Genomic DNA, 13,314 nt, shown 5'->3' on the forward strand with positions numbered 1-13,314 from the left:
CGACGCCCCATCCTGTCCCGACTTCGTTCATCCCGGCTTGCAGCCCTTGGCCATCAGGTAGACCGAGTAGAGCGAGGTCGTGCCGCAGATGAACAGGCGGTTGAGCTTGACGCCGCCGAAGGTGACGTTGGCGACCATCTCCGGGATCAGCACCTTGCCGATCAGGGTGCCGTCGGGGTCGTAGCAGTGCACGCCCTCGCCGGTGCTGGTCCAGATCCGGCCTTCCGTGTCGAGCCGGAAGCCGTCGAACAGGCCTTCGGAGCACGCGGCGAAGATCTCGCCGCCGGCGAGGCTGCGGCCGTCGGCGCCGACCGCGAAGCGGCGGATGTGGCGCGGGCCGTCCTCGACGTGGGTGGCGCCGGTGTCGGCGACGTAGAGCAGCGTCTCGTCCGGGGAGAAGGCGAGGCCGTTGGGCCGGACCATGTCGTCGATCACCCGCTCGACGGCGCCGCTCTTCGGATCGATGCGGTAGACGTGGCAGCCCTCGATCTCGGGCTCCTGCTTGTCGCCCTCGTAGTCGCCGTCGATGCCGTAGGCCGGGTCGGTGAACCAGACCGAATCGTCGGACTTCACCACCAGGTCGTTCGGCGAGTTCAGGCGCCTGCCCTGCCAGCGGTCGGCCAGCACGGTGATCGATCCGTCGATCTCGGTGCGGGTGACGCGGCGGCTGCGATGCTCGCAGGTCACCAGGCGGCCCTGGTTGTCGACCGTGTTGCCGTTGGAGTTGTTGGAGTTCTCGCGGAACACCGAGATCTGGTCGCCGGGATCGGCCAGCCGCAGCATCCGGTTGTTCGGGATGTCCGACCAGATCAGGTAGCGCCCGGCCGCGAACCAGGCCGGGCCCTCGCACCAGCGCGCCCCGGTCCACAGACGCTCGACCCGCACGTGCCCGGCGAAGCAGGCCTTGAAGCGCCGGTCGAGCACGACGATGTCGGTGCCCTCCACGGTCTCGTACCACATGGGCGATCTCCCTCCCTATCTTCGTTCCCTGGCGCCCAGAATGCACCTCTTGCGGGCGGCCCGCGAGCCCTCGCGCTGTCGCGGCCGCTCCGGTCAGGCGAGGACGGCGCGGGGGAAGTAGAAGGAGACGACCCAGTTCGGCTGGTCGACGATCTCGCTGATCCGGAGGTCGCCGGCAACGCTGCACAGCAGGTAGGCCTCGACCGCCGACAGGCCTTCGCGGCGGCTCAGCAGCTCGACCATGGCGCCGACCGCGTCGCGGGCGCCGGCGAAGAGGTCCGGCCCGACGCCGGTCGTCACGTCCCAGCCCAGCGCGGCGCGCGGGTCGGGACCGCGCTGCGGCAGGAAGAAGCGCGGGAAGGCCGGGCCGGCGCCCTTCTCCAGCTCGAACCGCAGGGCCACGTCCATCGGGCTTTCGATGGCGGTGCCGCAGACCTCGCCGTCGCCCTGGGCCGCGTGGGTGTCGCCGACCGAGAAGAGGCCGCCCGGCACCTCGACCGGCAGCCACAGCTCGCTGCCCTCGGCCAGGTCGCGGATGTCCATGTTGCCGCCGACCCGGCGCGGCGGCACGACGCTGTGCAGGCCGGGCTCGGCCGGCGCCAGGCCGATGGTGCCGCAGAAGGGCCTGAGCGGCACGCGGCCGCCGGGGCCGTAGGCGGCCGGCCGCGACAGGTCGGTCTCGTAGCGCCAGAGATGCAGGGCCGGCTCTGGGAACTGGTCGGCGAGCAGGCCGAAGCCCGGGATGTTCGCGGTCCAGCCCCAGCCGGAGGGCCGGTAGCCCAGCACCGTGATCTTGATCGCGTCGCCGGGCTCGGCGCCCTCGACGAAGACCGGCCCGGTCACCGGGTTGACCCTGCCGAAGTCGAGCCCGGCGATCTCGGCGGCCGTCGACTGTGGCGTCAACTGCCCGCCCGAGGCGTCGACGGTCCGGAACTCGACCGTCTCGCCCGGCGCCACGGCGAGACGGGGCGGGATGGCGTTGTCCCAGCCGAAGTGGTGATGCTCCTGGTGGATCGTGTGCCCGCAGCCGAGGCTCATGGCGGCTCGCCCTCCCTTGCCGGATCGACCCGAGCCTACCCCGTCTGGGCGCAGGGGGCGACTGCCCGGTCTTCGGCGCCGGCTGTTCCGGCCTCCCGCGCGTGCTAGCCTGTGCCCGAAGCGCGCCGCGCCGAAGCGGGGCAGGCGCGGGGAATCCCAGAACGGCGAGGGAGTCGGGCCGGCGATGGCGGTGACGATCTACGGCATCAAGAACTGCGACACGATGAAGAAGGCGCGGGCCTGGCTCGAGGGCCGGGGCGTCGACTACGCCTTCCACGACTACAAGGCCGCGGGCATCGGGCAGGCGGTGCTGGAGGGCTGGGCCCGCGAGGTCGGCTGGGAGACGCTGCTGAACCGGGCCGGCACGACCTTTCGCAAGCTGCCGGAGGCCGAGAAGGCCGGGCTCGACGAGGCGAGGGCGGTCCGCCTGATGCTGGCCCAGCCCTCGATGATCAAGCGGCCGGTCCTGGAAGCCGACGGTCGCCTGCTGGTCGGCTTCAAGCCCGAACGCTACGCCACGCTGTTCGGCGGCTGACGCGGGACGGCCGGTCGTTCCGGTCCTCTTTCCTGCCTTGGACAAGGAATCGATGGTGATCGCGCGGCGATCGGCCGAAAATTCGCGCAGATTCCTTGCGTGAATTTTTGCGTGAGTACTTGATGGAGTTCCGTGCAACCTGGGAAGGGGCGGCGCAGGCGGCCCGGGATCTGCCGTTTTTTGTTCCCATCGACCCGGTGTCGTGTGATGATTATCTGGGAGCGATCGTTGTTTCGATAACGGGAGATCGAAATGACGTATTTTCTCTACTCGGATTTCTATCTGGCAGACCTGGGCGCTCGCGATCCGCCGACGCTCCATCCGCGCTTCGCCGAGATGGCCGCCTATCTCGCGCGGGTCGCGCCGCGGGGCCGCCTGCCGGGGCGCCAGCACGTCGACCCCTGCGACCTCCGCAGGGTCATCGGACTGCTGAACCTCGTCCAGGTCGAGCGCGAGGGAACGGCGCTGCGCTTCCGCTTCCGCCTCATCGGCGAGAGGCAGCGGCTCGCCGCCGGCCGGAACATCGCCGGCCGGCTGGTCGAGGATGCGGTGCTGCCCGACCTGGTGCCGCGGATCATCGCGAACATGACGAAGGTCGTCACGGCCCGGCGGGCGGTCTACGACCGCTTCCCGATGCCCCATGAAGGGCGCGAGTTCATCGACTCCGAGCGCATGTATTTTCCGCTCGCCGCCGACGGCGAGACCGTCGACGTGATCCTGATCCTGAACGGCTATCCCGAGGCGGAGCAGGGGCTCGGCGTGCCCGCGGCCTATGCCGCGGCGGTGCAGCGGCGCTAGCCTGGTTGTCTTGCGTGCGGTGCTGCGCGCCGCCGAGCGGTCGGGCCGGTCGGGGCAGCCGCGGCTATCCTCGCGGCCGTCCGGCGGGCATGCTGGCGCCGGCTCCCCCGCGAGCCGCTGCAGAAGGAGGTCCGCCATGTCCGATTCCGCCGCCTGGAGCGAGGCCGAGAGCGCGGTCTATCGCGACCTTTCGCGCTATGCGGTGCCGCAGCGCGCCCGGCAGGTCGCCATGGTCACGGCACTGGTCCGTGCCGCCGTCGCGGCCGGGGCGGACGGCGCCCTGCTCGATCTCTGCTGCGGCGAGGGACTGCTCAGCGAGGCACTGCTGGCGGCCCTGCCCGAGGCGCGGGTGCTGGCCTACGACGGCTCCGACTCCATGCTGGCGACGACCCGCCGGCGGGCCGGCGACACGCCGCGCCTCGAGACCCGGCTGATCGACCTGGCGACGGCCGGCTGGCGGCGCTTCGAGCGGCCGCTCGGCGCCGTCGTCTCGTCGCTGGCGATCCACCACCTCGACGCTGCCGGCAAGCGCGCCCTCTTCGCCGACCTCCACGCCGCGCTGGCGCCCGGCGGCGTCTTCGTGCTGGCCGACGTCGTGCAGCCGGCGACGGCGGCCGGTCAGGCGATCGCGGCCGAGCTCTGGGACGAGGAGGTCAGGCGCCAGGCCCTGGAGCTCGACGGCGACCTCTCCGGCTTCGAGGCCTTCGAGAGGGCCGAATGGAACCACTTCCGGCACGGCGGGCTCGACCCGATCGACAAGCCCTCGTCGCTCGTCGAGCAGCTCGACTGGCTGCGCGCCGCCGGCTTCGCCGATGTCGAGCTGCACTGGATGACCGCCGGCCAGATGATCGCCAGCGGCTGGCGGCGCTGAGCGGCCGCGGCGGTCTCAGCGCGGCCGGTGGCGGGCGAAGGCGGCACGCAGCTGCGGCAGCGGCACGCCGAGCAGGCGCGCCGCGCGCTGCAGGTCCGGCGGCGGCGGGCCGACCGCGCGGCGCAGGGCGACCGGGTCGAGGTCGAGCTCGCGGGCGATCTCGGCCAGCGGATCGCCCGGCCCGCCGGGACCGGCCTGGGCGCCCGAGGGACCGGCACCCCGCTGTGACGGGCCCTGGAGCCCGACCGGCGTGCCGCGGAAGCAGCCCAGCGAGTAGGGGTACTCCTCGGTCATGTGGTAGTGGTAGATCCGCCGGATCCGCCCGTCCCAGAGCACCGGGCCGACGTGGCCGTGGCAGGCATCGAGGTCCGCATCGGCGATCGGCCGGCCGCCGACGTCCTTCGGCCCGTAGATGCCGAAGCCGTCGAGCGCGTAGCCGAGCAGCAGGCTGTGCCCCTCGGCGTCGTGGCCGTCGCCCATGCAGGGCGAGAGGTCGTGGTAGTGGTAGGTGCCGTCCCGCTCCGGATGACCGCCGCAGGCGTCGAGGATCTCGTGCGCCGGCGCGTCCCGGCCGCCGCCGTCCAGCGCGTTGAAGATGGCGACGCCGGTCAGGGCGAAGCCGATCATCTGCATCGGCAGGCAGCTCGGCGCCGCGGCGAGCTGCGGCTGCGCCGGCAGGCGCAGCAGGACCTGCTGCTCGCGGATCCGGTTCGGGTTGCGGTCGTAGCGCCAGGCCGGATCCGACGAGGCGATCGGGAACCGGCCGGTCGGATGGCTCGGCAGGTCGTTCGCCCGGACCACCCGCTCGTCGCCCTCGAGCGAGATCTCGATGCGGGCGTTCGGCCAGGCGACCTCGCCCTCGACCGTCGGCTTGCGCTCCGGGTCGTAGCGGTCGCCGACGATCCAGGGGCCGGACCGCCGGGCGCCGCCCGCGTTCGGATCGAAGCGCTGCAGGCAGGAGAACAGGTAGCCGGTCCTCGGCTCCGGCGAGATGCGGCCGTCGCCGAGCGGCCGCCCCTCCTGCGCCGCCGCCGAGGCGGCCGCCGCCAGGACGAGCGCCAGGACCGCCAGACCGATCGAGCCGCGTGCGGCCATCGCGCAACCTCCCCGTCGCCCGCCGAAGCGCGGGTGCCGCAGCCAGCTTAACCTCCTTCTGCTTGCCGGAAGGTTGCCATGGCGGCCGGGATTGAATCGCCTTCGCGACTGCGCCACTGTCGCGGCTTCCCGCCGATCGGCCGCGTCGCCCCGCCGCCGGCCAGCTCCCCCTTCACGGCACCGAGGATCCAGGCGCGTGACGAAACCGCTCGTGTTGCTGTTTTCCGGCCAGGGCAGCCAGACCTTCCACATGGGCCGCGAGCTCGTGCGCAGCGTCCCGGCGGTCGCCGATCGTTTCCACGCCCTCGACGCCGTCGCCCGCGGCCTCCTCGGCTTCTCGATCGCCGAGATCGTCTTCGATCCGGCACGCAAGCGCTTCGAGCCTTTCGATCGCCTGCTGCACTCGAACCCGGCGCTGTTCATGCTGCAGTTCGCGCTCGCCGATGCGCTGATCGCCGAGGGCGTCCGGCCGGCGGCCGTCATGGGCGCCAGCCTGGGCGAGATCGTCGCGCTGACCGTGGCCGGCGCGTTCGAACCGGCCGAGGCCCTGGAGCTGGTGATCGCGCTGGCCGAGGTTTCCGAGCGCCAGGGCGCCGCCGGCGGCCTGATCGCCGTGCTGGCGCCGCCGGCCATCGTCGACGAGCGGCCGGAGCTGTTCGAGGGCATCGAGGTCGCCGGCACCAGCGCCGAAGCGCACTTCGTCGCCGCCGGCCCGGCCGACCGCCTGGCGCGGCTGGAGAGGGTGCTGGGCGCCGAGGGCCAGGCCTGCCTGATCCTGCCGGTCCGCTTCGCCTTCCACTCCTCCTACATGGAGCCGCTGCGGCCGGCGCTGCAGGCGGTCTTCGCCGGCCTCGAGGGCCGGCCGCTCGACCTGCCGGTCGTGTCCTGCGTCACGGCCGGAACCCTGGAGCGGCTGCCCGAGGGCCACCTCTGGCAGGTCGTGCGCGATCCGATGCGCCTCGCCGACGCTTTCCGCGGCCTGGAACGGCGTCAGGGCTCGCTGTTCGTCGACCTCGGCCCTTCGGGCACGATGTCGACCGTGGCGAAGTACAATCTGGCCGAGGGCGCCGGCTCGGAGGCGACGACCGTGATGAGCCTCTTCGGCAACGAGGTCGCGGCCTTCGAGGCCCTGCGCCGGCGGCTCGGCCTCGGCGGCTGAGCCGCCGGCCGGCTCCCGTCGGCGCCCGCCGTTCCTTTTGAGACAGCGACTGCCGCAGTCGAATGCGCGAGATGCGTGTATTTTGTAACAGCTGCTTCTCGTCGGCAAAAATTGGTCCATACTTTTAAAGGAGGTTTACAAAAGACAAAGAATAGAGCCGCGGCTGGGGTAGCAGAACGCCGACGTTCCAGGTGAAGTGCGTGGGGTTGGTCCGATGTCCGCTTTCCCGCACATGCTGAGTCGCCTGCAGGGTTCCGTCTCCCGGAAGTGGGACGATGCGGCCCTCTGGACCATGGCCGGCGCGCTGGCCGCAGGCGACCTCAAGGCCTGCGACGTCATGATGGGCGAGCTCGGCAGCCCGCCGCCGGAGATGCTCTGGGGCCCGACCCTGGAGACCCTGCCGGAACCGCTGCTGGCCTTCCTTCTGGAGTGGTGGAACGAGGCTCGCGGCGCCGAGTTCGCGCCGCCGGTCGAGGTCGTCGATCCCTTCGCCCTCAGACCGGCCCTCGGCCATCTCTCGCTGCTCGACGTGGTCGACGGCGGCGCGGACTTCCGCTACCGCATTCACGGCTCGCTGACCGCGGCGCGGGCGCGCTGGGAGTGGACCGGGCGCAGGGTCAGCGAGATCGAGACGCCGATGCGCTTCTTCTTCCTGGTCAACTACCGGGCCGTGGTGCGGCGCCGGCTGCCGCTGTTCAGCACCCACACGCCGCCGATCAACGTGCGCATGACGGCCTGGCACCGGCTGATCCTGCCACTGCGCCGGGACGACACGGTCGAGCGCCTGCTGGTCGGCATCCTGCCGACCGATCGCCAGGACGCCCTGGCCGACGAGGACGCGCCGCCGCCCGGCCGGCCGACCTGAGCGGCGGCCGGCCGGCATGGCGGCCGGCCGGCATGGCGGTTGGCGCCGGCCGACAATCCAGGCATCCTGCAGCGATCGGCCGCCGCGCCGCAGGGCAGCGGTGGGCCCGGCAGTGCAACCTGGGGAGCCGCTGCCATGATGTCGATCTGGTCGCTGTTCGGGCCGTCGCGCGAGCGGCAGAGGCTCGACCTCGCGCTGCGGCGCTACGGCGTTCATCCGCAGCTGCTGGCCGATCCGGTCAAGCTGACCGTGCTGCGGCTGATCGGCCGCCATCCGGCGGAGGCGGCCATCGAGCGGGCTGCCGTGCTGATCGCCTACTGCCTGCTCGGCCCCGAGGACTTCGTCGAGGCCAATCCGCCCGGGCTGGCGGCCGAGCAGGAGCAGCGGCTCGGCCTCGCCCTCGAGGCGCCTCAGGGCGAGGATGCGCGCCTGGTCATGCTGTGCCTGCGCAGCGGCCTGGCGGAGAGCTCGATCGAGGCCCGCTTCGAGCTCGAGGACGTGCCCTGAGCCGGAGGCCCGGGCCCGGGGGCGAGGCCGGCAATGAAAAAGGGCCCCGAAGGCCCTGCGAACTCTAGGAGACGACCTGGAGCTTGCGCTCGAAGGTCTTCAGCACCTCGCCCAGCGTCTTGGCGCGGGCGAGACGCTGTCCCTGGCTGAACAGAAGGTACTCCCCGCTCTTTGCCGCCCCGCCGACGCGCTTCGCGACGGCGAAGATCGGCCGCTCCTGGCTGTGGCGGAAGATCGAGAAGATCGCCGTGCCGGCGTGGTGATCGATGGCGTAGTCGCGCCACTCGCCGCTCGCCACGCGCCGGCTGTAGACCGACAGCAGGGCGTTGAGCTCGGAGCGGGTGAAATAGACTGTCCGGGGTTGCTTCCGGCTCGGCGTGCGCAGCTGCGCGAAGTCCTGCAGACTGAGCAGCTGACCCATCGCCGGTCCCCTTCGACTGTTGCATTCGCGTGACAGCGATGTTGGCGCAACAGGCCAGGAGCGTCCAGAGGATTCCCGGCCGCAGGAGGGGGACCGTGGGGTCAGTAGAGCAGGCGGGTGGCGCTCTTGGTCTCGTCCGCCTTGGTGTAGCAGGTGACGCCGCCGATCGTCCGGTAGCAGAACTCCGGCTGGGCCGGAATCCGGGCCTGCAGCTCCTGGTCGCTGAGGCAGTAGGCGTCGCCGCGCTCGGCGCGCAGCGACGAGCAGTCCTTGTCGGTCACCAGGCCGATGGCGTGGTCGGCCAGGGTCTTGTCGGTGGTCTGCAGGCTGGCCATGCCGAGGCCGGTCGAGACGAGCGTTTCCGGCCCGCAGGCGGCGAGCAGGCCGGCGAGACTGAGTGCTGCGAGAAGTCGGGTCATCGCTGGCTGGTCCGGACCTCCTGTCGGATCCGGAAGAGGCTAGCGGCGAGGGGTAAACAAAAGCTTAGCCCGCGGGCGGAGCCGCGGCCGCGCCCGCGGCATGCACGCCTCTTATCATCCGCGAAGCGCGGCGCTATGGTGGCGGCCCTTTCGCCAGGGGTGGCCGCGGCTGCCCCGACTTCGGAACCGAACGGCCGGGACGGCCGGGCCCAAGACGTCAGGACGGGTGCAGCGTGGCAGATATCTTTCGCGAGGTCGACGAGGAGGTCCGGCAGGAGAAGCTGCTGCGCCTCTGGAAGCAGTACGGCCTCTACCTGGTCGCCGGAATCGTGCTGCTGATCGTCGCGGTCGGGGGCTGGAAGGGCTACGAGTCCTGGCAGGCCTCCCAGAGGCGCGACGCGGCCGACGCCTACGCCACCGCCCTGGCCAAGGCCAGCGGCGACGCCGCCGCGGCGCTCGACTCCCTGGAGAAGCAGGCGGCGCCGGCCGAGGACGGCTACGGCCTGCTGGCGGCGCTGCAGGCGGCCCGGCTGCGCGCCTCGGCGGGCGACGTCGAGGGCGCGGTCGCCGAGTGGGAGAAGATCCGAGACAGCGAGGACCTGCCGCGCGTCTACCGCGACATGGCGGCGCTGCTGATCGTCGAGCACACCTTCAAGGACGCCGACGCCGAGCAGCTGGATGCCGACCTGACCCCGCTGCTCGACCCGGCCTCGCCGGTCCGGCCGAGCGCGATCGAGCTGTCGGCGCTGCTGGCCCTGCGCGAGGGCGACAACGCCACCGCGCGGACCCGGCTGAAGGAGCTGACCGACGACGCGTCCACGCCGCTCGGCCTGCGCCAGCGCGCAACCCAGCTGCTCGGCACCCTTCCGGAGTAGCGCCTTGCCCAGCCGTGTCCTTCTGGCCTCGCTCCTGGCCCTGCTGCTGAGCGGGTGCGGTCTCGCCGACGATTGGTTCGGCGCTCCCGAGGATCCGCCGCTGCCCGGGCAGCGCATCGACGTGCTGACCCAGATCGGCGGCCTGGAGGCCGATCCGGCGGCGGCCTCGCTGCCGGTCGTGCTGCCGCCGGCGCAGTCGCTCGACTGGCCGCAGGCGGGCGGCAACGCCGAGCACGACCCCGGCCACCGCACGCTCGACGGCCCGCTCTCGGTCGTCTGGCGGGTCGACATCGGCCAGGGCAACGAGGACAACGCCCGGCTGCTCGCCCAGCCGGTGGTGGCGGACGGCCGGATCTACACGCTGGACTCGGTCTCGGTGGTCACCGCCTTCGACGCGGCCACGGGCAAGCAGATCTGGCGGCACGACCTGACGCCCGAAGGCGACGACACCGGCTTCTACGGCGGCGGCCTCGCGCTCGAAGGCGGCCGGCTGTTCGTGACCACCGGCTTCGGTGCGGTCTTCGCCCTCGACGCCGCCAGCGGCAAGCAGGTCTGGGAGGAGCGCCACGGCGTGCCGATCCACTCGGCGCCGACCGTCGCCGCCGGACGTGTCTTCGTGGTCACCATCGACAACGAGATGCGCTGCCTGGCCGCCGACGACGGGCGGCTGCTCTGGACCGGCAACGGGGTCGAGGAGCAGGCCGGCCTGATCGGCGCGGCCGCCCCGGTGATCTCCGGCGCCACGGTGATCGCGCCCTACACCTCGGGCGAGCTCGCCGCGATGCGCATGGAGAACGGCCGCGACCTCTGGGACTTCAGCCTGGCCGCGATCCGCCGCTCGGCCCAGGTCGCCGACATCGGCCAGATCGTCGGCCAGCCGGTGGTCCACGACGACCGGGTCTACGCGGTCAGCCACTCCGGCCGCGCCGCAGCGATCGACCTGCGGCAGGGCGTCCGCGCCTGGGAGGTCGACGCCGGCGGCATCGAGATGCCGCTGGTGCTCGGCGACTTCGTGTTCCTGGTGACCAACGAGCAGCGGCTCGCGGCGATCGTGCGCAGCAACGGACGCATCCGCTGGGTCACGGACCTGCCGCGCTACGAGGACCCGGAGAACAAGAGCGGGCCGATCCGCTGGTTCGGACCGCTCGCCGGCAGCGGCCGGCTGCTGCTCGCCAGCGACACCGGCAAGCTGATCTTCGTGGCACCGGACAGCGGCTCGGTGCTGAGCCAGATGGACCTGCCCGGCAATGTCGCGGTCAACCCGATCATCGCCGACGACACGCTCTACATCGAGACCGCGGCGGGCGAGCTGATCGCCCTGCGATAGGGCCGGGCGGCGCGGCGGAGGCGAGGCGGATGACCGTTCATCGCGCGGCGGCGGAAGGCTTCCAGGCCCAGGCGACGACCTATGCCAGGGGCCGGCCGGACTATCCGCCGGCGGTGGCTGGCTGGCTGCGCGACGACCTCGGCCTCGCTGCGGGCGGGATCGTCGTCGATCTCGGCGCCGGCACCGGGAAGTTCCTGCCCAGGCTGCTCGCGACCGGGGCGACCGTGCTGGCCGTCGAGCCGGTGGCCGGGATGCGGGCCGAGCTGACCGCGCGCCATCCGGAGGTCGAGGCCAGGGCCTGCAGCGCCGACGCGATCCCGCTCGCCGACGCCTCGCTCGACGCCGTGGTCTGCGCCCAGGCCTTCCACTGGTTCGCGAACCGTCGCGCGCTGGCCGAGATCCGCCGGGTGCTGAAGCCGGGCGGGCGGCTCGGGCTGATCTGGAACGTGCGCGACGAGAGCGTCGACTGGGTCGCCGCGCTGACCCGCATCCTGGAGCCCTACGAGGGCGACACGCCGCGCTTCCGCTCGCTCGACTGGAGCCTGTTCCCGGCCGACGGCTTCGGGCCGCTGGTCGAGCGGCGCTATCCCCAGGGCCACAGCGGCCCGGCCGAGCAGGTGATTCTGGACCGCATGCTCTCGGTCAGCTTCATCGCGGCGCTGCCGGCGGAGGAGCGCGAGGCGGTCGCCGCGGCGATCCGCCGGCTGATCGCGGCGACGCCGGCGCTCGCCGGCCGGGCCGAGGTGACCTTCCCCTACGAGACCCGCGCCTACAGCTGCACGAAACTGGCCTGAAGGGCTCCGGCCCGCATTTGCCGGCTTTCCGCCCCCGAGCTTGCTTCCGGGGCGGTGCGGCCTTACCTCTAGACCGGATCGTAGCCCATCGAAGCCGCTCACGGCTTCGATGGGTTACGTGAATCTGGTCTAGATCATATAGTTAGAGCAGATTCAGACGACCTCATGGGATCGCAGCGCGATCCCATGAGGTCGTCATCTGCTCTAGCGGCTCCCGCGCTCCCCGAACGGATCCCATGTCCTTCACCCTCGCCATCGTCGGCCGTCCCAACGTCGGCAAGTCCACGCTGTTCAACCGCCTGGTCGGCAAGCGCCTGGCGCTGGTCGACGACCAGCCGGGCGTGACGCGCGACCGGCGCGAGGGCGACGCGCGCCTCTTCGACCTGCATTTCCGCGTCTTCGACACCGCCGGCCTGGAGGACGTCACCGACGACAGCCTGGAGGCACGCATGCGCCGCCAGACCGAGGCGGCGATCGAGCAGGCCGACGCCGCCCTCTTCCTGGTCGACGCGCGCGCCGGGGTGACGCCGCTCGACGCGCACTTCGCCGACCTGATGCGCCGGGCCCGCACGCCGGTCCTGCTGGCCGCCAACAAGTGCGAGGGCAAGGCCGGCGAGCCCGGCCTCTACGAGGCCTTCGGCCTCGGCCTCGGCGAGCCGATCGCGCTGTCGGCGGAGCACGGCCTGGGCATGGACGAGCTCTACGACTTCCTGCGCCCCCTGATCGAGGCCAAGGAGGGCGCGCTCTACCCGGACGAGGACGACGCGGAGGCCGAGGCCGACAGCGGCGAGGAGGATGAGGGTGAGGAGGCGCCGCGCGGGCCGGTGCAGCTCGCCGTGGTCGGCCGGCCGAACGTCGGCAAGTCGACCCTGGTCAACCGCCTGCTCGGCGAGGACCGCATGCTGACCGGTCCCGAGGCCGGCATCACCCGGGACTCGATCTCGGTCGACTGGACCTGGCAGGACAGGGCGGTGCGCCTGATCGACACCGCCGGCCTGCGCCGCCGCGCCCGCATCGACGACAAGGTCGAGCGGCTCTCGGCCGCCGACAGCAAGCGGGCGATCGACTACGCCCAGGTCGTGGTCCTGCTGCTCGACGCGACCCTCGGCCTGGAAAAGCAGGACCTGACCATTGCTCGCACCGTGGTCGAGGAAGGCCGCGCCCTGGTCATCGCGCTCAACAAGTGGGACGCGGTCGAGGACCGGGCCGTCGCGCTACGCCAGGTCGAGAACCGGCTCGAGCGCTCCTTCCCGCAGACCAGGGGCATCCCGGTGGTCGCGCTCTCGGCGCTCGAGGGGCGCGGCCTCGACAAGCTGATGCGTGCGGTCTTCCAGGCCTACGAGATCTGGAACAAGCGCCTCGCGACGGCGCCGCTCAACCGCTGGCTCCAGGCGGTCTCGGCCCAGCACCCGCCGCCGGCGCCGGGCGGCCGGCGCATCCGCCTGAAGTACATGACCCAGGCACGCTCGCGGCCGCCGACCTTCGCGATCCACTGTTCGAATCCCGACGACCTGCCGCCGAGCTACCTGCGCTACCTGGAGAACCAGCTGCGCCTGGACTTCGACATGCCCGGCACGCCGATCCGCATCCATCTCAAGAAACAGAAGAACCCCTATGCTGACGGCTGAGGCCTCGACCCCATATTGAGCG

The 13,314-nt window shown here is 71.9% G+C and carries 15 protein-coding genes; 10 read left to right on the forward strand and 5 right to left on the reverse strand.

Features of this window, described 5'->3' with window-relative positions; genetic code table 11:
• Positions 1–27 precede the first annotated feature (27 nt).
• Both B9O00_RS05240 and B9O00_RS05245 read right to left on the reverse strand, forming a co-directional pair.
• Complete coding sequence (locus B9O00_RS05240; protein WP_085121390.1) at positions 28–960, reverse strand: SMP-30/gluconolactonase/LRE family protein; 933 nt, start codon at positions 958–960, stop codon at positions 28–30.
• Between the two features lie 93 nt (positions 961–1,053).
• On the reverse strand, positions 1,054–1,998 hold the full coding sequence (locus B9O00_RS05245) for an acetamidase/formamidase family protein (RefSeq protein ID WP_085121391.1): 945 nt from the start codon (positions 1,996–1,998) through the stop codon (positions 1,054–1,056).
• A gap of 184 nt (positions 1,999–2,182) precedes the next feature.
• Between B9O00_RS05245 and B9O00_RS05250 the strand changes: the two genes are divergently transcribed.
• The 3 genes from B9O00_RS05250 to B9O00_RS05260 all read left to right on the forward strand — a co-directional run bounded on the left by B9O00_RS05250 (position 2,183) and on the right by B9O00_RS05260 (position 4,202).
• Positions 2,183–2,533: an ArsC family reductase gene (locus B9O00_RS05250; RefSeq protein ID WP_085121392.1), complete on the forward strand. Its 351-nt coding sequence runs from the start codon at positions 2,183–2,185 to the stop codon at positions 2,531–2,533.
• Positions 2,534–2,785: 252 nt separating this feature from the next.
• Positions 2,786–3,331 carry a PAS domain-containing protein gene (locus B9O00_RS05255; RefSeq protein WP_085121393.1) on the forward strand — a complete coding sequence of 182 codons (546 nt, stop codon included), beginning with the start codon at positions 2,786–2,788 and terminating at the stop codon, positions 3,329–3,331.
• Positions 3,332–3,467: 136 nt separating this feature from the next.
• Positions 3,468–4,202 (forward strand): class I SAM-dependent methyltransferase, encoded by a 735-nt coding sequence (locus B9O00_RS05260; protein ID WP_159460115.1) that lies wholly within the window; start codon positions 3,468–3,470, stop codon positions 4,200–4,202.
• Between the two features lie 15 nt (positions 4,203–4,217).
• Here the strand turns inward: B9O00_RS05260 and B9O00_RS05265 are convergent, their stop codons facing one another.
• Positions 4,218–5,297, reverse strand: coding sequence for a YHYH protein (locus tag B9O00_RS05265; RefSeq protein ID WP_085121395.1), 1,080 nt, complete (start codon positions 5,295–5,297; stop codon positions 4,218–4,220).
• A gap of 196 nt (positions 5,298–5,493) precedes the next feature.
• Between B9O00_RS05265 and B9O00_RS05270 the strand changes: the two genes are divergently transcribed.
• The 3 genes from B9O00_RS05270 (at position 5,494) to B9O00_RS05280 (ending at position 7,828) form a co-directional block, all read left to right on the forward strand.
• The gene (locus B9O00_RS05270; RefSeq protein WP_159460116.1) at positions 5,494–6,456 is read left to right on the forward strand and encodes an acyltransferase domain-containing protein; all 963 of its coding nucleotides are present in this window, start codon (positions 5,494–5,496) and stop codon (positions 6,454–6,456) included.
• A 214-nt stretch (positions 6,457–6,670) separates the two neighbouring features.
• Positions 6,671–7,321 (forward strand): PAS domain-containing protein, encoded by a 651-nt coding sequence (locus B9O00_RS05275; protein WP_143596154.1) that lies wholly within the window; start codon positions 6,671–6,673, stop codon positions 7,319–7,321.
• Positions 7,322–7,456: 135 nt separating this feature from the next.
• Positions 7,457–7,828, forward strand: a complete 372-nt coding sequence (locus tag B9O00_RS05280; RefSeq protein ID WP_085121398.1) for a hypothetical protein — start codon at positions 7,457–7,459, stop codon at positions 7,826–7,828.
• A 64-nt stretch (positions 7,829–7,892) separates the two neighbouring features.
• On the opposite strand, the gene B9O00_RS05285 is transcribed toward B9O00_RS05280, so the two are convergent.
• On the reverse strand, positions 7,893–8,249 hold the full coding sequence (locus B9O00_RS05285; protein ID WP_085121399.1) for a DUF2794 domain-containing protein: 357 nt from the start codon (positions 8,247–8,249) through the stop codon (positions 7,893–7,895).
• Between the two features lie 101 nt (positions 8,250–8,350).
• Positions 8,351–8,668, reverse strand: a complete 318-nt coding sequence (locus B9O00_RS05290; RefSeq protein WP_085121400.1) for a hypothetical protein — start codon at positions 8,666–8,668, stop codon at positions 8,351–8,353.
• Positions 8,669–8,901: 233 nt separating this feature from the next.
• Between B9O00_RS05290 and B9O00_RS05295 the strand changes: the two genes are divergently transcribed.
• The 4 genes from B9O00_RS05295 (at position 8,902) to der (ending at position 13,292) form a co-directional block, all read left to right on the forward strand.
• The gene (locus tag B9O00_RS05295) at positions 8,902–9,543 is read left to right on the forward strand and encodes a DUF2659 family protein (RefSeq protein ID WP_159460117.1); all 642 of its coding nucleotides are present in this window, start codon (positions 8,902–8,904) and stop codon (positions 9,541–9,543) included.
• 4 nt (positions 9,544–9,547) lie between these two features.
• Entirely contained in the window at positions 9,548–10,870 is a 1,323-nt protein-coding gene (locus B9O00_RS05300; protein WP_085121402.1) for a PQQ-like beta-propeller repeat protein, read from the forward strand.
• A gap of 29 nt (positions 10,871–10,899) precedes the next feature.
• On the forward strand, positions 10,900–11,664 hold the full coding sequence (locus tag B9O00_RS05305) for a class I SAM-dependent methyltransferase (protein ID WP_085121403.1): 765 nt from the start codon (positions 10,900–10,902) through the stop codon (positions 11,662–11,664).
• A gap of 236 nt (positions 11,665–11,900) precedes the next feature.
• The gene (gene der / locus B9O00_RS05310; protein ID WP_085121404.1) at positions 11,901–13,292 is read left to right on the forward strand and encodes a ribosome biogenesis GTPase Der; all 1,392 of its coding nucleotides are present in this window, start codon (positions 11,901–11,903) and stop codon (positions 13,290–13,292) included.
• The last annotated feature ends 22 nt before the right edge of the window (positions 13,293–13,314 follow it).

It is taken from the genome of Tistlia consotensis USBA 355 (genome assembly GCF_900177295.1).
Taxonomy (GTDB): Bacteria; Pseudomonadota; Alphaproteobacteria; order Kiloniellales; family DSM-21159; genus Tistlia; species Tistlia consotensis.

Excerpts from the sequence above, each read along its gene's own strand:
- B9O00_RS05260 (WP_159460115.1), top strand. The coding sequence starts at position 3,468 with ATGTCCGATTCCGCCGCCTGGAGCGAGGCCGAGAGCGCGGTCTATCGC.
- B9O00_RS05255 (WP_085121393.1), top strand. The coding sequence starts at position 2,786 with ATGACGTATTTTCTCTACTCGGATTTCTATCTGGCAGACCTGGGCGCT.
- der (WP_085121404.1), top strand. The coding sequence starts at position 11,901 with ATGTCCTTCACCCTCGCCATCGTCGGCCGTCCCAACGTCGGCAAGTCC.
- B9O00_RS05265 (WP_085121395.1), bottom strand. The coding sequence starts at position 5,297 with ATGGCCGCACGCGGCTCGATCGGTCTGGCGGTCCTGGCGCTCGTCCTG.
- B9O00_RS05245 (WP_085121391.1), bottom strand. The coding sequence starts at position 1,998 with ATGAGCCTCGGCTGCGGGCACACGATCCACCAGGAGCATCACCACTTC.
- B9O00_RS05275 (WP_143596154.1), top strand. The coding sequence starts at position 6,671 with ATGTCCGCTTTCCCGCACATGCTGAGTCGCCTGCAGGGTTCCGTCTCC.
- B9O00_RS05250 (WP_085121392.1), top strand. The coding sequence starts at position 2,183 with ATGGCGGTGACGATCTACGGCATCAAGAACTGCGACACGATGAAGAAG.
- B9O00_RS05290 (WP_085121400.1), bottom strand. The coding sequence starts at position 8,668 with ATGACCCGACTTCTCGCAGCACTCAGTCTCGCCGGCCTGCTCGCCGCC.
- B9O00_RS05305 (WP_085121403.1), top strand. The coding sequence starts at position 10,900 with ATGACCGTTCATCGCGCGGCGGCGGAAGGCTTCCAGGCCCAGGCGACG.
- B9O00_RS05240 (WP_085121390.1), bottom strand. The coding sequence starts at position 960 with ATGTGGTACGAGACCGTGGAGGGCACCGACATCGTCGTGCTCGACCGG.
- B9O00_RS05280 (WP_085121398.1), top strand. The coding sequence starts at position 7,457 with ATGATGTCGATCTGGTCGCTGTTCGGGCCGTCGCGCGAGCGGCAGAGG.
- B9O00_RS05285 (WP_085121399.1), bottom strand. The coding sequence starts at position 8,249 with ATGGGTCAGCTGCTCAGTCTGCAGGACTTCGCGCAGCTGCGCACGCCG.